This window comes from Janthinobacterium sp. BJB401 (genome assembly GCF_013372745.1).
Taxonomy (GTDB): domain Bacteria; phylum Pseudomonadota; class Gammaproteobacteria; order Burkholderiales; family Burkholderiaceae_D; genus Janthinobacterium; species Janthinobacterium rivuli.
Genome location: NZ_JABXFH010000043.1, coordinates 23,651 through 43,730, shown reverse-complemented (window position 1 = coordinate 43,730; position 20,080 = coordinate 23,651). Strand labels below are relative to the sequence as shown.

The window sequence follows — 20,080 nt, the reverse complement described above, 5'->3', positions numbered from 1 at the left end:
ACTCAGAAGATAATATTATGGCTACCTCGAAAACAGCGATCGGCTCCGGTCCATCCGGCCGGCGCGACAGCCGCAAGGTGCTGATCGCGCACGGCCAGCGCCAGATCTGGGTGGGCGGCGACGCCCCCGTGGTGGTGCAGTCGATGACAAACACGGATACGGCCGACGCCATCGGCACGGCGATCCAGATCAAGGAACTGGCGCGTGCCGGTTCGGAACTGGTGCGCCTGACGGTGGACCGTCCGGAAGCGGCCGCGGCCGTCCCGTACATCCGCGAGCAGCTCGACAAGATGGACATCGACGTGCCGCTGGTGGGCGATTTTCACTATAACGGCCATACCCTGCTCAACGACTACCCCGATTGCGCGCGCGCGCTGTCGAAGTACCGCATCAATCCCGGCAACGTGGGCAAGGGCGCCAAGCGCGACACGCAATTTGCGCAAATGATCGAAGCGGCTTGCCGCTACGACAAGCCGGTGCGCATCGGCGTGAACTGGGGCAGCCTCGATCAAGCGTTACTCGCGCGCATCATGGATGAAAACGCGGGCCGCGTCGAACCGTGGCCGGCGCAAGCCGTCATGTACGAAGCGCTGGTGACGTCGGCGATTGAAAACGCCGTGCGCGCCGAAGAGCTGGGCCTGGCGCGCGACAAGATCATCCTGTCGTGCAAGGTCTCTGGCGTGCAAGATCTGATCGCCGTGTACCGCGAACTGGCGCAGCGCTGCGACTATCCGCTACACCTGGGCCTGACGGAAGCGGGCATGGGCAGCAAGGGCATCGTGGCGTCCACCGCGGCGCTGGCCGTGCTGCTGCAAGAGGGCATCGGCGACACCATCCGCATTTCGCTCACGCCCGAACCGGGCGGCGACCGCACGCGCGAAGTGATCGTCGGCCAGGAAATTTTGCAAACCATGGGCTTGCGCAAGTTCGCGCCCATGGTCATCGCTTGCCCAGGTTGCGGCCGCACGACGTCGACCACCTTCCAGGAGCTGGCCGACAACATCCAGACGTATCTGCGCGAGCAGATGCCGGAATGGAAGAAATCGTATCCGGGCGTGGAAGCGATGAACGTTGCCGTCATGGGCTGCATCGTCAACGGTCCCGGCGAATCGAAGCATGCGAACATCGGCATCAGCCTGCCCGGCACGGGCGAGTCGCCTGCCGCGCCCGTGTTTGTCGACGGCGAAAAAGTCGTCACCCTGCGCGGCGAACGCATCGTCGAGGAATTCCAGGACATCGTCTTGAAGTATGTACAGAGTCACTATGGAAACACGGCTGCCGTCTGAGCCTGATCCGATAAAAAAGTAAAGAAGAACACTATGTCCGAAAATAAAAAGCTCGACAAGATCACCGCCGTCAAAGGCATGAACGATATCCTGCCGGCCGACGCTCCGCTGTGGGAACTGTTTGAAAACACGGCGCAATCCGTGCTGCAAAGCTATGGCTTCCAGCAAATCCGCACGCCGATCGTGGAAGAAACGAAATTGTTCGCGCGCGCCATCGGCGCCGTGACCGATATCGTGGAAAAGGAAATGTATTCGTTCACCGATTCGATGAACGGCGACAACCTGACCCTGCGTCCGGAAGGCACGGCCGGCGTGGTGCGCGCCGTGGTCGAGCACAACCTCGTCTACGAAGGCCCGAAACGCCTGTGGTACAAGGGCCAGATGTTCCGCCATGAGCGTCCGCAAAAGGGCCGCTACCGCCAGTTCCACCAGTTCGGCGCGGAAGCCATCGGCTTCACGGGCCCGGATATCGACGCCGAGCTGATCATGATGACCCGCCGCCTGTGGGATGATCTGGGCCTGGAAGGCATCCGCCTGGAACTGAACTCGATCGGCGACGCGGCCGAGCGCCTGCGCCACCGCGCCGACCTGATCGCCTACCTGGAAAGCCACAGCGAGCTGCTCGACGAAGAAGCCAAACGCCGCCTGCACAGCAATCCGCTGCGCATTTTGGATACCAAGAATCCTGCCATGCAGGATCTGGTCAATGGCGCGCCGAAGCTGCTGGACTACCTGGGCGAGGAATCGCTGGCCCACTTCCACGGCGTGCAGAAGATTCTGAACCACAACAATATTCCATTCGTCATCAATCCACGCCTGGTGCGCGGCCTCGATTACTACAACCGCACGGTGTTCGAGTGGGTCAGCGACAAGCTGGGCGCGCAAGGCACGGTCTGCGCCGGTGGCCGCTATGACGGCATGGTGGAAATGTTCGGCGGCAAATCGACGCCGGCCGTCGGTTTCGGCATGGGCGTCGAACGCCTGGTGCTGCTGATGAAAGATGCGGCCGAACCGGAACAGCCAGCCCAGTGCGACGTCTACCTGGTGCATCAGGGCGAGCAGGCAGGCTTGCAAGCGTTCGTGCTGGCAGAGCGGATTCGCGATGCGGGCCTGGACGTTGTGCTACATTGCGCAGCGAGCAACGGTGGCGGCAGCTTCAAGACGCAAATGAAAAAGGCCGACGCCAGCGGTGCGGCGTTTGCCGTGATCATGGGCGACGATGAAATCGCCAACAATGTCGCGACGGTGAAAGCCATGCGCGAAGCCGATGCCGGCGCGCAGCAGAACACGGTGCCGTTCGACGACGTCGTCGACTACGTGGTGGACCAGATCATCGGCGACCACGATTGCGGCCATGACCACGGTCCTGGCGGCCACGTGCATCACCACCACTGATTTGCAGCAAGACCGTTCTACCCTCGATCAACTACTCATTAAAACTGACGACCCATGGCATACGATCACGAAGAACAAGAACAACTGGCAACCCTCAAGGCCTGGTGGCAGCGCAATGGCAATCTGACCTCCTGGGTCCTGATCGTGGCGCTGGCAGGCTACAGCGGCTGGGCTGGCTGGCAGTACTACCAGCGCACGCAGGCTGCGCAAGCGGGCCAGTTGTACGACGAACTGCAAAACGCCATCGCCGCCAAGGACACGGCCAAGGTGATGCGCGCGGCCGGCGACATGCAATCGCGTTTCGGCGGCACGGCATATGCGCAGATGAGCGCCCTGTCCGCTGCCAAGGTGGCGTTCGACGCGAATGACCTGAAAACGGCCAAGACCCAGCTGCAATGGGTGGCCGAGCATGGCACGGAAGAGTACAAGGCCATCGCCAAGCTGCGCCTGGCAGGCGTGCTGCTGGATGAAAAAGCCTACGATGAAGCGCTGAAAGTGCTGGCGACGGCTTCCGTGGCGCAATTTGCCGGCGCCGTGGCCGACCGCAAGGGCGACATCCTGGTGGCGCAAAACAAGCTGGCCGATGCGCGCACGGCATACCTGGCCGCTCTGGCCGCGACGGACAAGAACAATCCAGGCCGTCAGCTGATCCAGGTCAAACTGGAAGCGATCGGCGGTACGGTACCGGAAGACAAGGCCAAGGCTGACAAGGCTGCCGCCTGACAGGAACACTGATGGTTGTGCAGCGCGGCGTTGTGCGTCGCCTGCCTTGCCCTTACAAGTACAAGAAAAAGGTTGGATAACACTTATGCGTGTCACTGAAAAGCTGGTAGCTGCAAGTCTGTTGGCCCTGATGGCCGGTTGCTCGTCCTGGAACCCGTTCGCCTCGAAAGATCCGAAAGTCGAACCGGCCAAGCTGGTCGAGTTAAAATCGAGCATCGCCGTGCGCGACGCGTGGAAGTATTCGATCGGCAAGGCCGGCGTGTACGCGTTTACGCCTGCGCTGGCCGGCAGCAGCCTGTACGTGGTCAATGCCGATGGCGCGCTGGCGCGCCTGGATGCGGCCAGCGGCCGTGAGACGTGGCGCATCAAGGCCGGCAGCGACATCACGTCGAGCGCCGGCAGCGATGGCACGGTCGTCGCAGTGGGCGCCGCCAAGGGCGCCGTGCTGGCGTTCGACGCCGATGGCAAGCAACTGTGGAAAGCGCAGGCGTCCAGCGAAGTATTGACGGCGCCCGTTGTGGGGCAGGGCGTGGTCGTCGTGCGCAGCGTCGACAACCGCATCGTCGGCTTCGACGCCAAGACGGGCGAGCGCAAGTGGACGGTACAGCGCGCCACGCCGGCACTGACCTTGCGCAATGCGCCGGGCATGGTGCTGGGCGGCGCCAACATCTACGTGGCCCAGCCGGGCGGCAAGCTGCTGGCACTGACGGCGGCCACCGGTGTGGTACGCTGGGAGATCGTCGTCAGCGAACCGCGCGGCGCCACCGAACTGGAGCGTGTCTCCGACATCGCCGGTGCGCCGGTGGTGTTCGAAGGCGAAGTATGCGCCGTCACGTACCAGGGCAAGGCGGGCTGCTTCGATGCGGCCACAGGCGTGCCGCGCTGGACCAAGCCGATCTCGTCCGATGTGGGCGTGGCCGTCGACCAGCGTTTCGTGTTTGTTGCCGATGACCAGGGCGGCGTCGTGGCATTCAGCCGCGAAGGCGGCCAGAGCGCCTGGAAGAATGAGGCGCTGGCGCGCCGCCGCCTGTCGACGCCGGCCTCTTACGGCCGCAGCGTCGCCGTCGGTGACTATCAAGGTTACATCCACTTCCTGTCACGGGAAGATGGCGCATTAATAGGTCGTGTCAGCACCGACGGTAGCCCGATTGTTTCGGCTCCCGTTGTTGCCGGTTCGAATTTGATTTTTCAAACCCAATCAGGGACAGTGACCGCTCTCGCGGTCGAGTAATACAATGAAGCCGGTAATTGCACTAGTAGGTCGACCCAATGTTGGGAAATCGACTTTATTCAATCGTCTGACCCGCTCGCGCGATGCGCTGGTGGCGGATTTGCCTGGGTTGACGCGCGATCGTCACTATGGCGAAGGCCGTGTCGGCGAACGTCCCTTCCTGGTCATCGATACGGGTGGTTTCGAACCCGTCGCCAAGGAAGGCATCATGCACCAGATGGCACTGCAGACCAAGCAGGCCGTGGCCGAGGCCGACGTGGTGGTATTCATCGTGGACGGCCGTCAAGGCCTGACCCCGCATGACAAGACCATCGTCGACTTCCTGCGCAAGAGCGGCCGCCCGGTCTTGCTGGTGGTCAACAAAAGCGAAGGCATGCGCTATACGGCCGTCGTGTCCGAATTCTATGAATTGGGCATGGGCGATCCGTATGCGATCTCGTCGGCGCACGGCGACGGCGTCAACGACCTCGTCGAAGTGATGCTGGACCTGGCGTTCGCGCAGCGTCCGGACGAGCCTGAAGAGCTGGAAAAGACCGACCGCGGCATCAAGATCGCCCTCGTCGGCCGTCCTAACGTGGGCAAGTCGACCTTGATCAACACCCTGCTGGGCGAAGAGCGCGTGATCGCCTTCGACATGCCGGGCACGACGCGCGACTCGATCGAAATCCCGTTCGAGCGCGATGGCCAGCAATACACCCTGATCGACACGGCCGGTATCCGCCGTCGCGGCAAGGTGTTTGAAGCGATCGAGAAATTCTCGGTGGTGAAAACGCTGCAGTCGATTTCCGAAGCCAACGTGGTCGTGCTGATGCTCGACGCGCAGCAGGATATCTCGGAGCAGGACGCGCACATCGCCGGCTTTATCCTGGAATCGGGCCGCGCGCTGGTCGTGGCCGTGAACAAATGGGATGGCTTGCAATCGCACGAGCGCGATGAAATCAAGATCGATATCGACCGCAAGCTCGATTTCCTGTCGTTCGCGCAGATGCATTTCATTTCGGCGCTGAAGGGCACCAACATCGGTCCATTGATGAAGTCGCTCAACGCCGCGTATGCGGCCGCCATGTGCGACCTGTCGACGCCGAAGCTGACGCGCGCCCTGATCGAGGCCGTGGAGAAGCAAGAGCCGCGCCGCAAGGGCTCGATCCGTCCGAAGCTGCGCTACGCCCACCAGGGCGGCATGAACCCGCCGGTGATCGTCATTCACGGCAATGCGCTCGACGCCGTCGGCGATCCGTACAAACGCTATCTGGAAAAACATTTCCGCGATACGTTTGCGCTGGTCGGCACGCCGCTGCGCATCGAACTGCGCACGGGTAAAAACCCGTTTGCACGCACGCCAAGCAAGTAATGTTTTACATGCTGAATTAAGTGCAGATTAAGGCGCCGCGGAGATAATGCGGCGCCGGCCACCATTTAATGGCTGTTTGCACGGAAATAATAAAGTGTTAATGCGCCATGCGCGACAGCGATCGCGAAAACAGGTTACAGTAGCTATGACGCATCTTTCTTTCTTTGAAAGGTGTGAGAGCACTTGAAATCAAGCGAGTCGCCTCCAATTCTTACACAACAACATAAACAACGGAGCTGTTATGAGCAACAAAGGGCAACTGTTACAAGACCCATTCCTCAATGCATTACGCAAAGAGCATGTTCCTGTCTCGATCTACCTGGTCAATGGCATTAAATTGCAGGGCCATATCGAATCGTTCGATCAATATGTCGTATTGCTGCGCAATACGGTGACACAGATGGTGTACAAGCATGCCATCTCGACAGTGGTGCCGGCCCGTGCCGTCAATCTCAATATTGAATCTGAAGCGGAGTAAAGCGTTGAGCTTGACGGCCCAGCGCCTTTCACCCTCCATCGCCCCCGTCCGCGCCAGCGGCGCTGATGCGTTTGCATCGGCGTCGGCGTCCGCCACAACTCATCAGTTGCCATCATGCGCGCGGCACTAGTCGGGGTTGACTTCGGTCACAGCGACTTCGCCGCCAGCATGGAGGAACTCATGCTGTTGTCGCGTTCGGCTGGCGCCGACCCGATTTCCACCATCACGGCCAAGCGTTCCAGTCCCGATTCCGCGTATTTCGTCGGCAGCGGCAAGGCCGATGAAATTGGCGACGTCGTCGTCAACGATGGCCTGGAAATCGTCATCTTCAACCATGCCCTGTCGCCCGCACAGCAGCGCAATCTGGAAAAGCGCCTGAATGTGCGCGTGCTCGACCGTACCAGCCTGATTCTCGACATCTTCGCGCAGCGCGCCAAGAGCCACGAGGGCAAGCTGCAAGTCGAGCTGGCACAGCTGCAGCATCTGGCCACGCGCCTGATCCGCGGCTGGACCCACCTTGAGCGGCAAAAGGGCGGTATCGGCTTGCGCGGTCCCGGCGAGACGCAGCTCGAGACCGACCGCCGGCTGATCGGCGACCGCGTCAAGGCCTTGCGCGCCCGCCTGGAAAAGCTGCACAAGCAGCGCGAAACGCAGCGCCGCGCGCGCGGCCGCAATCACACATTCTCGGTGTCCCTGGTCGGCTATACCAATGCCGGCAAGTCGACCCTGTTCAATGCCGTGACCAAGGCCGGCGTGTATGTCGCCGACCAGTTGTTCGCCACCCTCGACACCACCTCGCGCCGGGTTTACCTGGGCCAGGAAGTGGGCAATGTGGTGATCTCCGACACGGTCGGCTTCGTGCGCGAATTGCCGCATCAGCTGGTGGCGGCCTTCCGCGCCACGCTCGAAGAAACCATCCATGCCGATTTGCTGCTGCACGTCGTCGACGCCGCGTCGCCGGTACGCATGGAGCAGATCGAACAGGTCAACCTGGTCTTGAAAGAGATCGGCGCCGATCATATTCCGCAAATCCTCGTGTGGAACAAGATCGATGCGGCCGGGCTGGAGCCTTCGGTGGAACGCGATGAATATGCTACGATCAGTCGCGTGTTCGTCAGTGCGCAGAAGGGCAGCGGGCTCGACCTGCTGCGCGATGCGATCGTCGAGATGGCCAGGAAGGCGCCTCGTTCGGCCCACCTGTACCAGAACGACGCAGCACCGCAGGAAGATCAGTTTGACGGTCAGTACGACCAGCACGATGGCGCCGCCCCGGACCAGGACGAAGAGCCTGGCGAGGACGATAGGATTTCCACCCACTCCCAAGTCGGAACACGATAGTTATGCTTGTCTCCCTACTCAAAAAAACAGGCTTGAAGTTGTCCCTGAACGATCCCCGCTGGGGCAATCGCAAGGACGACGGCAAGAAAGCCCAAGAAGGCAAAAAGCCCGGCGAAGGTCCGCCGGACCTCGATCAGTTGTGGCGCGATTTCAATCAGCGCCTGAACGCCTTTTTCGGACAGAAGAACCGTCCCGACAACGGCGGCAGTAACAACGGCGGTGGCGGTGGCCCGCGTCCCGACATGAAGGGCGCCGGCATCACCGCCGGCGTGGTCGGCGTGATCGCCGTCTTCATCTGGCTCGCCAGCGGCGCCTTCATCGTGCAAGAGGGCCAGAGCGGCGTCGTGCTGACGTTTGGCCAATACACGCGCACGGCGCCGGCCGGTCTCAACTGGCGCTGGCCGTATCCGTTCCAGACCGATGAAACCGTCAACGTGTCGCAGGTGCGCACGGTGGAAGTTGGCTATCGCACGTCGCTGCGCAACAAGCAGGCCAGCGAGTCGCTGATGCTGACGGACGATGAAAACATCATCGACATCCAGTTCGCGGTGCAGTACACCTTGAAAGATCCGGTGGAATGGCTGTTCAGCCTGCGCGACCAGGAAGACACCTTGCGCCAGGTCGCCGAGACGGCGATCCGCGAAGTGGTCGGCCGCAGCAAGATGGATTTCGTGCTGTATGAAGGCCGTGAAAAAGTGGCCTTCGACACGCAAAAATTGATGCAGCAGATTCTTGAAGATTACAAGTCTGGCGTGTTGATCAACAACGTGACGATGCAGGCCGTGCAGCCGCCGGAGCAGGTGCAAGCCGCTTTCGACGATGCCGTCAAGGCAGGCCAGGACCGTGAACGCCAGAAGAATGAAGGCCAGGCCTACGCCAATGACGTCATTCCTAAAGCACGCGGCGCAGCATTCCGCCTGGTGCAGGAAGCCGAGGCCTACCGGGCCATGGTGACCGAGAACTCCGAAGGGAATGCGTCGCGCTTCAAGCAGGTGCTGGTCGAGTACCAGAAGGCGCCGGCCGTCACGCGCGACCGCATGTACCTGGAAACGATGCAGCAAGTGTTCAGCAGTGCCAGCAAGGTCATGGTTGACGCCAAGACGGGCAGCAATCTGCTGTATCTGCCGCTCGACAAGTTGATCGCCCAGCAGGCGGCGTCGGACGCCTCGGCCGCGGCAGCGCGCGCCACAGCGGCCGCACCCGCAGCCAATACCGTAATGCCACAGGAAGCCATGCAGACAGTAGAAGTCAATTCGCGTCGCGACAGCCGCTCTTCGCGTGAACGGGAGAGCCGCTAATGAACCGTATCGTTGCTGCCCTGATCGCGGGCTTTATCGCGATCATGCTCCTTTCCTCGACCGTGTTCGTCGTCGATCAGCGTAAATACGCCATCGTCTTCGCCCTCGGTGAAGTCAAGGACGAGATCAGCAAACCAGGCTTGTACTTCAAGCTGCCGCCGCCGTTCCAGAACGTCATCTACCTGGACAAGCGCATCCTGACGCTCGACACGCCGGAGCCGGAGCGCTTCATCACGGCCGAGAAGAAGAATATTCTCGTCGACGCGTATGTGAAGTGGCGCATCGTCAATCCGAAGACCTATTTCCGCAGCTTTGGCGGTGATGAAAGCCGCGCCCGCAACCGCATGTCGCAAATCGTCAAGGCCGCGCTGAATGATGAAATCACCAAGCGCACGGTGCGCGAAGTGATCTCGGGCGAGCGCGGCAAGGTGATGCAGGCGATCAAGGCCAAGGTGGCCGCCGAGGCCGAGGCCATCGGCGTGGGCATCGTCGACGTGCGCCTGAAACGCGTCGACTACGTCGAGCAGATCAACAACTCCGTGTACGAGCGCATGAAGTCCGAGCGCGTGCGCGTGGCCAACGAGCTGCGTTCGACCGGTTCGGCCGACTCCGAGAAAATCCGCGCCGACGCCGACAAGCAGCGCACGGTGATCCTGGCCGAAGCGTATCGCGAAGCCGAGAAGATCCGCGGCGAGGGCGACGCCAAGGCATCGCAAGTGTATGCGGAAGCGTTTGGCCGGAATCCGGAGTTCTACAAGTTTTACCGTAGCCTGGAAGCCTACCGCGCCACGTTCAAGGACAAGGGCGACGTGATGGTGGTCGATCCGAGTTCGGAATTCTTCAAGTACTTCAAGGGTAACGGCACGGCCGCTCCGTCCAAGAAGTAAAACAGCATCGACACTGCCCCCGGCCGCAAGACCGGGTGGCGGCAGCGGGGCCGGCATCGATGCCGGCCCCGTTTTTTTGTGCCCGTCAGGCTGTTGCGGGAAGGCGTAAATGCGGTGTTTTTAGGGCTGTGCGGCAGCGTTTCGGACAACTTATCCCTAAAGGCCCGTGTTTTCGCGTAAAATATCAGGTTCGGCCTCTTGCCTGGCGCGCCCGCCGCTGCCTCGCATGATGCATTTTTCAACTTTCTTCCGTATCTCGCTCCCTCATGCCGAATTGGCTTTTGCCCGAAAATATTGCCGATGTTTTGCCGTCGGAAGCGCGCAAGATCGAAGAGCTGCGCCGCCTCATGCTGGATAATTTCCGTCTGTACGGATATGAACTGGTGATGCCGCCGCTGCTCGAGTATCTGGAATCGCTGATGACCGGCGCTGGCAAGGATACCGACCTGCGCACGTTCAAACTGGTCGACCAGCTGTCGGGCCGCATGCTCGGCCTGCGTGCCGACATGACGACGCAAGTGGCGCGCATCGACGCGCACCTGCTCAACCGTGCCACCGTCACCCGCCTGTGCTACGCCGGCAGCGTGCTGCATACCCGTCCGTCGGGTCTGCACGCCACCCGCGAGCCGCTGCAGATCGGCGCCGAAATCTATGGCCACGCCGGCCTGGAAGCGGATGCCGAGATCCAGGAACTGGCGCTCGCTTCGCTGGCACTGGCCGGTTTCGATAGCGTCCGCCTGGATTTGTCGCACGTCGGCCTGTTGCGCGCTATCATTGCGCAAGACGCCGCCGCCGAGCGCGACGAAGCTGCGCTGTACGCCTTGCTGCGCGCGAAAGATGCGCCGGGCCTGCGCGCCCTGACCGCATCCTACGATGCCGTCACGCGCGATGCGCTGCTGGCCTTGCCTAACCTGTATGGCGACATCGACGTGCTGGCGCGTGCGCGCGAAGTGCTGCCGCCGTTGCCGGGCGTGCTGAAAGCGCTGGCCGAGCTGGCCGCGCTGGCAGGCTCCGCGCTGGGCCGCGCCGAAGTGGCGATCGACCTGGCCGACCTGCGCGGCTACCAATATGAAAGTGGCGCGATGTTTGCGCTGTATGTACCTGGCTTGCCGAACGCGGTTGCGCGCGGCGGCCGTTATGACCACGTCGGCGAAGCGTTCGGCCGGGCACGTCCCGCGACCGGCTTCTCGCTCGATTTGCGCGAACTGGCGCGCCTGTTGCCGACCGCGGAACGGAAGCATTCGATCCGCGCGCCGTGGGGCAGCGCGCCAGAATTGAAGGAAAAAATCGCCGAGTTGCGCAAGGCGGGCGAGGTCGTGATCCAGAGTATGCCGGGTCACAGTAATGAACAAGACGAGTTCGAGTGCGATCGCGTGCTGGTACTTGCCGATAATGGTAGTAGCTGGATTCTTAAAAACTTAGGTTAAGTGATGTCAAAGAAAATTATGGCAAAGAACGTCGTTGTCATCGGCACCCAATGGGGCGATGAAGGTAAAGGCAAGATCGTCGACTGGTTGACCGATCACGCCCAGGGTGTGGTGCGCTTCCAGGGCGGCCACAATGCAGGCCACACGCTGGTCATCGGCGGCGTCAAAACCGCGCTGCAGCTGATCCCGTCGGGCATCATGCGTCCAGGCGTCGCCTGCTACATCGGCAACGGCGTGGTCGTTTCCGTGCCGGACGTGCTGCGTGAAATCGACAAGCTCGAAGCGGTCGGCGTCGAAGTCGCCTCGCGCCTGAAAGTGTCGGACGCGGCGCCCGTGATCCTGCCTTACCACACCGCGATCGACCTGGCGCGTGAAGCCAAGCGTGGCGATGCGAAGATCGGCACCACCGGCAAGGGCATCGGCCCGGCCTACGAAGACAAAGTGGCGCGCCGCGCGATCCGTATCGCCGACCTGCTGAACGAGAAGCGCTTTGCCGAAAAGCTGGCCGAAAACCTCGATTACCACAACTTCGTGCTGGAAAACTACCTGAAGGCGCCGAAAGTCGACTATCAGAAGACCCTCGACGACGCGCTGGCCTATGTGCCGCGTCTGCGTCCGATGGTCACCGACGTGTCGAGCGCGCTGTACAAGGCGCACAAGGCCGGCGCGAATCTGCTGTTCGAAGGCGCGCAGGGTTCCCTGCTTGACGTCGACCACGGTACGTATCCGTTCGTCACCTCGTCGAACTGCGTGGCCGGCAATGCCGCCGCCGGTTCGGGTGTCGGTCCTGGCATGCTGCACTACATCATGGGCATCACCAAGGCCTACACGACGCGCGTCGGTTCCGGCCCGTTCCCTTCGGAACTGCCAACGGATGCGGGCGTCGGCCACCACCTGGCGCAAGTCGGCCATGAATTCGGCACCGTGACGGGCCGTGCCCGCCGCTGCGGCTGGTTCGACGCCGCCTTGCTGCGCCGCTCCGTGCAGATCAACGGCGTGACGGGCATGTGCCTGACCAAGCTGGACGTGCTGGACGGTATCGAAACGCTGAAACTGTGCACCGGCTACACCATCGACGGCGTGGCCACGGACATCTTCCCATCGGGCGCTGAAGAAGCCGCCCGTTGCGTGCCGGTGTACGAAGAGATGCCAGGCTGGACGGAAAGCACGGTCGGCGCGAAATCGCTGGCAGCCCTGCCAGCAACGGCGCGCGCTTACATCAAGCGCATCGAAGAACTGGTCGGCGTACCGGTGGACATGGTTTCGACCGGTCCGGATCGTGAAGAAACGATCGTGCTGCGTCACCCATTCGAGTAAGCTGCTGGACACAATCCGCCGCAAGGCGGATTTTTTTAATCACGCTAATAATAAGATTCCACTATCATGACTACCCCACAATCGAACGATCAACACCTCTGGGTCAACTGGGAAGAATACCACCGCCTGATCGAGCGCCTGGCGCTCAAGGTCTACGAATCGGGCTGGAAATTCGACCAGGTATTGTGCCTGGCGCGCGGCGGCGTGCGTCCCGGCGACGTCTTCTCGCGCATTTTTGATTTGCCACTGGCTATCCTGTCGACCAGCTCCTACCGCGAAGACGCGGGCACGGTGCGCGGCGACCTCGATATCGCCAAGTACATGACCATGACCAAGGGCCCGCTGGCCGGCCGCATTCTGCTGGTCGACGACCTGGCCGATTCGGGCGTCACCCTGGACAAGGTCACGCGTCACCTGAAGGAAAACTTCCCTGACGTGACCGAAGTCAAATCGGCCGTGATCTGGCTGAAAGGCTGCTCCGTCGTGCGTCCCGACTACTTCCTCGACGAACTGCCGCACAACCCGTGGATCCACCAGCCGTTCGAAGACTACGACGGCCTGCGTCCGCACCAGCTGGCGGCGTGGATCAAGAAGGGCGAAGCAGGCAAGTAATTGCGTGCGCGCTTGCAAAAAAAAGACGATCGTGTATCGTCTTTTTTTTCGTCCAAGGAAATGCGATGACCATACTGACGACGGCGCGCCTGCGCCTGGAACCGATCAACGAGAGCCATTACGAGCGCATGCGCACGCTCAACACCGATCCCGAGGTGATGACCTATTTGAACGCGGGCCAGCCCGAGACGGAAGAGGACACGCGCGCGGCCATCACGCGCACCATGGGCCGCTGGGCCGAGTGGGGCTATTCGTGGTGGGCGATGATACGCCTCGACGATGGTGAACTGGTGGGCATGGCCTGCCTGCAGCACCTCTCCGGCGTCAAGGCCAATCCCCTGGAAATCGGCTGGCGCCTGGCGCGCACCAGCTGGGGGCAGGGCTATGCCAGCGAAGCGGCGGCCGCCATCGTCGCGCACGCGTTCGACGTCGTCGGCGCGCCCGAAGTGGTGGCCGTCGCCCATCCCGACAATGCGGCATCGATCAAGGTCATGACGCGCCTGGGCATGCAGTACGCGGGCATGGAGCGCCATTACGACCTCGATAGCGTCGTCTACCGGCTGGCGCGCCCATGACGGCAGCGCAGAATCCCCTGAAGCTGGGCTGCAGCTACGGCGTGCGCTTTTCGCCCGATGGCACGCGCCTGGCCGTGCTGGGGCGCGACCTGGTGCTGTGGGACGTGGCGGTGCGCCAGAAACTGTGGCGCGGCAAATTCATCGCGCATTGCTCCAGTATGGCATTCTCGCCCGACGGCCGCCGGCTGGCCATCAAGAGCACGACGGGCCAGCTGGCCGTGCTCGATGCCGTAGCGGGGCAAGTGCTGGTGAGCTTCCAGAATAAAAAGGATGGCGAAGGCAGCGGCCCCGCGTGGTCGCCGTGCGGCCGGTATCTGGCCGACGGCGGCTGGGATGGCTGCTTGCGGGTGCGCGATGCGCAGACGGGCGAAGTACTGTTCAAGCACGAGCACCCGGGCGAAATGCTGCGCGCAACCTACGCCATCGATGGCGGGCGGCGTTTGCTGGTCCTGCATGGCGTCAAATCGGTGGAGGAAGGGCAGGCGCAGCCGCCAGACTACTGCAGCGTATGGGACTGGCCCTTGCAGGCGGGAGGCGGGCGCAAGGTGCTGTCGCTGCCCAGCCTGGCGTCGTGCGCGCCATCGCCCGACGGCGAGCGCCTGGCCGTGCTGCATGACACCGGCGGCGAGGAATTCTTATCCGTGCATGCGATGGACGATGGCCGCGTGCTGGCCACGACGCGCGTGGAGGCGGGCGCCGGCACGGGCGACGCCTTGCGCTGGCTGCCCGACGGCAGCGCGCTGGGACGCATCGGCAAGGGCAAGCTGCTGTTCTACGCCTGGCCCGGGCTTGCCGTCCTGGCGCAGGAAGATGTTACCTATCCCTGCGCGCTGGATTTTGTGCCTGGCTCGCCATTGACCGCCATCGGCTCCTGGGAGTCCGGCATGCTGATGGATCTGAACGTTTACAAGGAAACCGCATGATCACCTGCTACCTGCGTTACATCATCGACCCGTATAAATTGCGGGAATTCGAAGCCTACGGCAAGCTGTGGATACCGCTGGTCGAACGCTTCGGCGGCCAGCACCACGGCTATTTTTTGCCATCCGAGGGCGCCAGCAATGTGGCGCTGGCCATGTTCTCGTTCCCCAGCCTGGCCTTGTACGAGCAGTACCGCAGCGACTCGATGCAGGACGCCGAATGCCAGGCCGCCTTCCGCTATGCCGAAGAGACGCGCTGCATCATCAGTTATGAGCGCAGTTTTTTCCGGCCCGTGTTTGCCTAATAGCGTCCATCGCGCTGACAGGATCAAGGCAAGCGGTCCGGGACGTTCCCGCTTGCCTCCTTAGCCCGTCCGCCTAGCCGAGGTTCGCCAGGTAGCGCAAGCCCGTGATGCTGGGGAAGAAGCAATACACGCCGCCACGCGTGATGACGCTGCGCGAGAAATGCTGCAGTGTGGTATTGCCGCTGCCCTTGGGCCCCACGCCGGGCAAGGTGAAGGAACTGACGGCCGGGTCGTTGACACCCAGAAACACGTCCTGGCCGCTGATGTTGAGCGTGGCATTGCCCGCCTCGGGACCGGCCGGGCCGACGGCCGATTTGACGAAAATATCCTCATTGTTCCACTGCTTCATCAGGAATTCGAACTGATTGCGCAGGCTGGCATTGATGAAATAGCCGACCAGGCCGCGCTGCTCTGCGATGGGGGCGGCCGGATCATATTCGCTACCGTAGGGCATGGCGCGCCGCACGATGCGGTGGTGGCGGGCGGAGGCGCCCACGACGGCTTCGTCGCGCGGATTGTTGCGCCGGATATGCGCGCCGATCGGGCATTTCAGACCCAGCGTGTCGTCCAGTTCCGGCTGTTCATCGACATAGTGAAAGCGGTTCAGGCTGGCGTCCGGCAGCACGGGGCCGGCCTCGTCCGGCCTGAGCACGAGCGGATTGCCGTTGCGCCAGCGCCCGCACATCTTGGCGGCCACCATTTCGGTGCTGAGCCCGGAACTGGCCGCGCCCTGGCTCAGGATGCTGTCGAACAGGGGCACGTCCTGCTCCAGGATGCGGAAGGCGGCGTAGCTGCCATTGGTGGACAGTTGCGGTGGCTGCACCTCGTAGGTGCCGCCGTTCTCATTCTGATAGCCGAGCAGGAATTCCCCCGTCATGACGCTGTTGAGCGGGTCAGGGTCGTGTTCGTGCTTGCGCTGCGGTGCGCCATCGACGTCCGGCTGGGCGATGCTGTCGCGGTAGCCGAAATGCACGCGGTTGTCTGGCAGGGCCACGCCGTCGTGTGCATACAGTTCACGCCAGCCGGCGGCAAAGGCGCGGCGTAGTCTGGCCGAGCTTGCCTCCAGCACTTCCGTCGATTCGCTGACCCACAGGCTCAACAACGCATGCACCTGGCCCGCCTGGGTGGCCGGCCCCAGGTTGCCGAGCCAGTGTTCGGGGGCGCTGTCGCCCACGTCGCCCACGGCCTTGACGCTGGCCGGGTCGGCTGCACCCCGTTGAAATGCCTGGTCAAAGGTGGCCAGATCGGTCGCGGCAACGCCCAGCGCCGACAGGCCGGGAGCGGTAAAGCTGAGGTTCAGGAAGCAGGGCGGCTTGGGGCGGATATGGCGCGCGGTGGTAACGGACGGCAAGCCGTCGCTGCCGTCGAGCAGGGCCGCGATGGTGCACCGTGCCTGCGCCGCATCCGTGATGCTGAAGATGAAGTGGCGCGCCAGGTTGACGCGGTAGCCGCGCAGGATCGTGCCTTGCACGTCGTCGTAATCGATGGTGGGATCGGCCATGCTGTCTCCGGGGGCTGGGGTGGTGGCTGGCAGGGTGGTGGGGCCGCTTGCGCAGCCTCGGCGTGGTGTTTGGTTCAGACCGAGGCGAGGATTTTCTGAACGGTCTGCGGATAGGCGCTATACAGGCCATTATTGGGCACGTGCTGCGCGGCGTCGTTGGCCGTGATGAAGGCTTCAAATGCGGTCACGTGCTTGGCAACGGGCATCAACGCCTTGCCACCCACGACAAACTGCAGCAGTGCGTCGAATACCTCGCCCAGCTGGTCCACGAAATCTTCGATGTAGTCGTTGAAGCTGCCGTCATACTCGGTGATCACGCCGATGATCAGGGTATCGGAAGTGCCCACCGATTGAAGGTTGGGCAGCAGATTGGCCTGGGAGCGGTCAAGCAGGGTGAAACGGGCAAAGTGCACGGTACCAATCTCGGTGAGGGCGGCATTGATCTTCGCCTGGTATTCCACCAATGTCGCGGCGATGGCGGTCGGGTTGGTGCCGGGAAGTACCGGCATCATTAAGCACAGTGGATTTGCCATGGAAGGCTCCTCATTACGTGGTTGTCGGGAGGACCGACACTACGCCGCGGCGCCTGGTGCGTCAAAAACTATATTTTCGCACATGTTGCTAAATGTATACTATTGCAACATGATAAATATGCGAAATGCGGTCTCATGTGGATAGTTGCCGAGGCTGGCCGGCGCCGGCGGACACTCTGCCGCCAGGCTGTTCCCGCCTGTTTCAGGAAGCGCAAGTGGCGCCGTCGGCAGCGCAGGGTTCCGCAGGTTTTATTGGAGGCGCGCTGCATCGACCGCTGTTAAAACCGGATGGGACAAGGCGCCGCCGTCCCTTCGCCGAAACCGGCGTAGCCGGACCGCGCGCTGAGGTTCAGCGACATGCTGCCTTTGTCCGGTAAATAGATGCAGTATTCACCGGTCGCCGTGATGACGCGGTAGATGCGTTTCGGGTCGTTTGGCGCGCTGAACAGCTCGATGCGGGCCGCTTCGAACCACTTCGGCTTGACCGCCGCATGCGCTTCCGCAAATCCCTTTGCCAGGCGCGTCTGCGGCGTATCGGGCGGCGCCACGAACTCCTGCGGATGCTCGGCGCGCAGCTGGCGGTCGATGGCGCCGGCTGCCTGCAGCGCCCGTTGCGCCAGGGGGAGGGCGCCGGTCCTGGGTGCGGCAGGCGCCGGTTCTGCCGGCAGGGCATCGTCTTGCGGCTGGTCCTGCACCGATGCCGTCGCCTTCTTTGGCGGCGACACGCTTGCCGCGCTCGATGGAAGGGCTGGCGCGCGTGCCGGCGCCGGATCGGGCTTGGCGGGGGGAATGAAGCGTTGCATTGGGCGCTGTGGCGGCATCAGCTGCAGCCAGATCCGCTTATCGTGCTCGACGCTTCTGTGTACAGGCCGCGTGGCTACCCAGAACAGCGCCAGGTGCAGCACGACAATCGCGGCGATGTAGCGGCCATGGGAGCGCTGGCCGAGAGAAAAATCATGCTTTTGTCGTGCAAGGCCGATGCGCATCTGTTTCCCGCCTGCCCAGGCCGCCACGCCTCAATCCTCGGCCTGGAATTCGCTGGCCGAGACGAACAGATCCCACGAGGCGATGAACAGCGCTGCCACCACGGGTCCGATGACGAAACCGTTCAGGCCAAACAGGGCCATGCCGCCCACGGTCGACAGCAGCACCACGTAGTCGGGCATCTTGGTATCCTTGCCGACCAAAATGGGGCGCAGCACGTTGTCGACCAGGCCGATGACGAAGACACCGAAGGCGGCCAGGCCTGCGCCTTGCCAGATGGCGCCGGTGGCCAGGAAATAGGCGGCCACGGGCGCCCAGACGAGGGCGGCGCCGACGGCCGGCAGCAGCGACAGGAAAGCCATCAGCACGGCCCACAGCAGGGGCGCCGGCACGTCGAGGAACCAGAACGCCAGCCCGCCAAGGGCGCCCTGGGCGATCGCCACGAGGATGTTGCCTTTCACGGTGGCGCGGATCACGGTGGTGAAATTGGTGAACAGGCGCTGCTTGTACTTGCGGCTCAATGGCACGGCGCCCTTGATGCGGGCCGACAGGGTCGAGCCGTCGCGCATGAGGAAAAACAGCAGGTACAGCATGATGCACAGGCTGGTGAGGAATTCGAAGGTGTACAGGCCCACGTTGATGGCTTTCACCGCCACCACCTGGCTCACCTGCGTGGCGCCCTCGGCCAGCTTGTCCTGCAGGCTGGCCAGGCTGGTCAGGTTGAAGCGGTCGAGCAAATTGATCAGCCATTGCGGCAGCACGGCCATGATTTTATTGAAGAACATGGCGACCGTGATCTCGCCCGAACGCACCATTTCCACGACGCTGGCCGCCTGGTTCACGAGCGAGACGGAAATGAGCGACAGCGGCAGGATCACGATGACGATGATCAGCAGCAAGGTCAGCAGCGACGCCAGGCCGGCGCGGCCCTTGGTTTTCCGCAGCAGCCAGCGGTACACGGGGGCGAACAGGATCGCCAGGATGACGCCCCAGAAGATGGCGCCCGCATACGGCGCCAGTATCCAGCCGAAGCCGATGGTGACGATGCTCAGGAGGAGCAGGAACACTTTCTGGTGCAGCGTGAGGGTAGGCATGGGCGGTAGCGGAATGATAAGGGTTGAGTTGTCCCATCATAAGCGAGGCGTGGTGCTGAGCGCCATACAATTGTCATGATGCGTGCGTGAGCGCGCCTGGCGCCGGCGGGCTGGCAACGCGGTGGCGGCAATTCCAGTAAGCTGTCGCTCCAGGCGTTCCATCCCGGGCGCCTATGACTTCGATTTCAGGAACGCGCGTGGCCGACAACATTCACTTTTATGAACCTGCACAGGGCCATGGCCTGCCGCATGACCCGTTCAACGCCATCGTGGGGCCGCGGCCCATCGGCTGGATCGCCTCGCGCAGCAGCGAGGGCGTGCTCAATCTGGCGCCGTACAGCTTTTTCAACGCCTTCAATTACCATCCGCCGCTGATCGGTTTTTCCAGCATCGGCCGCAAGGATACCTTGCGCAATATCGAACAGACGGGCGAATTCGTGTGGAACCTGGCCACCCGTCCACTGGCCGACGCGATGAATATCAGCTGCGCGCCGGCGCCGCCCGAGGTCGATGAATTCGCGCTGGCCGGCCTGACGCCGGCCGCCTCGCGCATCGTCAAGGTGCCGCGCGTGGCCGAAAGTCCCGTCTCCTTCGAATGCCGGCGCACGCAGATCATCGAGCTGCAAGGCGTCAATGGCGACGGTGTCGGCAGCTGGCTGGTGCTGGGGGAAGTGGTGGGCGTGCACATCGCGCGCCACCTGTTGAGCGATGGCGTGTACGACACGGCGGCCGCCGCACCGATCTTGCGCGGCGGCGGTCCGGCCGATTATTTCGAGATCGGGCCGGACAGCCTGTTCCACATGCGCCGGCCCGCCTGGCCGTAAC

The 20,080-nt window shown here is 62.6% G+C and carries 20 protein-coding genes; 16 read left to right on the top strand and 4 right to left on the bottom strand.

Features of this window, described 5'->3' with window-relative positions; translation table 11 throughout:
• The first annotated feature begins 17 nt into the window (after positions 1–17).
• The 15 genes from ispG (at position 18) to HWE17_RS22460 (ending at position 15,143) form a co-directional block, all read left to right on the top strand.
• Entirely contained in the window at positions 18–1,286 is a 1,269-nt protein-coding gene (ispG, locus tag HWE17_RS22530) for a flavodoxin-dependent (E)-4-hydroxy-3-methylbut-2-enyl-diphosphate synthase (protein WP_176390306.1), read from the top strand.
• Positions 1,287–1,319: 33 nt separating this feature from the next.
• Positions 1,320–2,681, top strand: coding sequence for a histidine--tRNA ligase (gene hisS / locus HWE17_RS22525; protein ID WP_035820715.1), 1,362 nt, complete (start codon positions 1,320–1,322; stop codon positions 2,679–2,681).
• A 54-nt stretch (positions 2,682–2,735) separates the two neighbouring features.
• On the top strand, positions 2,736–3,404 hold the full coding sequence (locus tag HWE17_RS22520) for a tetratricopeptide repeat protein (protein WP_176390305.1): 669 nt from the start codon (positions 2,736–2,738) through the stop codon (positions 3,402–3,404).
• A gap of 85 nt (positions 3,405–3,489) precedes the next feature.
• On the top strand, positions 3,490–4,635 hold the full coding sequence (gene bamB, locus HWE17_RS22515) for an outer membrane protein assembly factor BamB (protein WP_176390304.1): 1,146 nt from the start codon (positions 3,490–3,492) through the stop codon (positions 4,633–4,635).
• A gap of 4 nt (positions 4,636–4,639) precedes the next feature.
• Positions 4,640–5,986, top strand: a complete 1,347-nt coding sequence (der, locus tag HWE17_RS22510) for a ribosome biogenesis GTPase Der (RefSeq protein WP_034752028.1) — start codon at positions 4,640–4,642, stop codon at positions 5,984–5,986.
• A 241-nt stretch (positions 5,987–6,227) separates the two neighbouring features.
• Complete coding sequence (gene hfq, locus HWE17_RS22505) at positions 6,228–6,464, top strand: RNA chaperone Hfq (protein ID WP_008450615.1); 237 nt, start codon at positions 6,228–6,230, stop codon at positions 6,462–6,464.
• 114 nt (positions 6,465–6,578) lie between these two features.
• Positions 6,579–7,802: a GTPase HflX gene (hflX, locus tag HWE17_RS22500; RefSeq protein ID WP_035820708.1), complete on the top strand. Its 1,224-nt coding sequence runs from the start codon at positions 6,579–6,581 to the stop codon at positions 7,800–7,802.
• 2 nt (positions 7,803–7,804) lie between these two features.
• Complete coding sequence (hflK, locus tag HWE17_RS22495; RefSeq protein ID WP_176390303.1) at positions 7,805–9,100, top strand: FtsH protease activity modulator HflK; 1,296 nt, start codon at positions 7,805–7,807, stop codon at positions 9,098–9,100.
• On the top strand, positions 9,100–9,987 hold the full coding sequence (hflC, locus tag HWE17_RS22490; RefSeq protein ID WP_046685707.1) for a protease modulator HflC: 888 nt from the start codon (positions 9,100–9,102) through the stop codon (positions 9,985–9,987). Before hflK ends, hflC begins: the two co-directional genes overlap by 1 nt.
• Positions 9,988–10,253: 266 nt before the next feature.
• Positions 10,254–11,414, top strand: coding sequence for an ATP phosphoribosyltransferase regulatory subunit (locus HWE17_RS22485; protein ID WP_034752022.1), 1,161 nt, complete (start codon positions 10,254–10,256; stop codon positions 11,412–11,414).
• A 3-nt stretch (positions 11,415–11,417) separates the two neighbouring features.
• On the top strand, positions 11,418–12,731 hold the full coding sequence (locus tag HWE17_RS22480; RefSeq protein WP_034752021.1) for an adenylosuccinate synthase: 1,314 nt from the start codon (positions 11,418–11,420) through the stop codon (positions 12,729–12,731).
• Positions 12,732–12,797: 66 nt separating this feature from the next.
• Positions 12,798–13,343, top strand: coding sequence for a phosphoribosyltransferase (locus tag HWE17_RS22475; protein ID WP_034752020.1), 546 nt, complete (start codon positions 12,798–12,800; stop codon positions 13,341–13,343).
• Positions 13,344–13,408: 65 nt separating this feature from the next.
• Entirely contained in the window at positions 13,409–13,918 is a 510-nt protein-coding gene (locus HWE17_RS22470) for a GNAT family N-acetyltransferase (RefSeq protein WP_035820700.1), read from the top strand.
• The gene (locus HWE17_RS22465) at positions 13,915–14,841 is read left to right on the top strand and encodes a WD40 repeat domain-containing protein (RefSeq protein WP_176390302.1); all 927 of its coding nucleotides are present in this window, start codon (positions 13,915–13,917) and stop codon (positions 14,839–14,841) included. Before HWE17_RS22470 ends, HWE17_RS22465 begins: the two co-directional genes overlap by 4 nt.
• Entirely contained in the window at positions 14,838–15,143 is a 306-nt protein-coding gene (locus HWE17_RS22460) for an NIPSNAP family protein (RefSeq protein ID WP_176390301.1), read from the top strand. The genes HWE17_RS22465 and HWE17_RS22460 overlap by 4 nt, the downstream gene beginning before the upstream one ends.
• 73 nt (positions 15,144–15,216) lie before the next feature.
• On the opposite strand, the gene HWE17_RS22455 is transcribed toward HWE17_RS22460, so the two are convergent.
• The 4 genes from HWE17_RS22455 to HWE17_RS22440 all read right to left on the bottom strand — a co-directional run bounded on the left by HWE17_RS22455 (position 15,217) and on the right by HWE17_RS22440 (position 19,255).
• A complete protein-coding gene (locus HWE17_RS22455) occupies positions 15,217–16,644 on the bottom strand; it encodes a hypothetical protein (RefSeq protein ID WP_035820691.1) in 1,428 nt (475 codons plus the stop codon).
• 74 nt (positions 16,645–16,718) lie between these two features.
• Positions 16,719–17,177 carry a hypothetical protein gene (locus HWE17_RS22450; RefSeq protein ID WP_152598735.1) on the bottom strand — a complete coding sequence of 153 codons (459 nt, stop codon included), beginning with the start codon at positions 17,175–17,177 and terminating at the stop codon, positions 16,719–16,721.
• 278 nt (positions 17,178–17,455) lie between these two features.
• On the bottom strand, positions 17,456–18,190 hold the full coding sequence (locus HWE17_RS22445; protein ID WP_176390300.1) for a hypothetical protein: 735 nt from the start codon (positions 18,188–18,190) through the stop codon (positions 17,456–17,458).
• 3 nt (positions 18,191–18,193) lie between these two features.
• A complete protein-coding gene (locus tag HWE17_RS22440; RefSeq protein ID WP_099400319.1) occupies positions 18,194–19,255 on the bottom strand; it encodes an AI-2E family transporter in 1,062 nt (353 codons plus the stop codon).
• Between the two features lie 197 nt (positions 19,256–19,452).
• On the opposite strand from HWE17_RS22440, the gene HWE17_RS22435 reads away from it, so the two are divergent.
• Positions 19,453–20,079 carry a flavin reductase family protein gene (locus HWE17_RS22435; RefSeq protein ID WP_035820683.1) on the top strand — a complete coding sequence of 209 codons (627 nt, stop codon included), beginning with the start codon at positions 19,453–19,455 and terminating at the stop codon, positions 20,077–20,079.
• The last annotated feature ends 1 nt before the right edge of the window (position 20,080 follow it).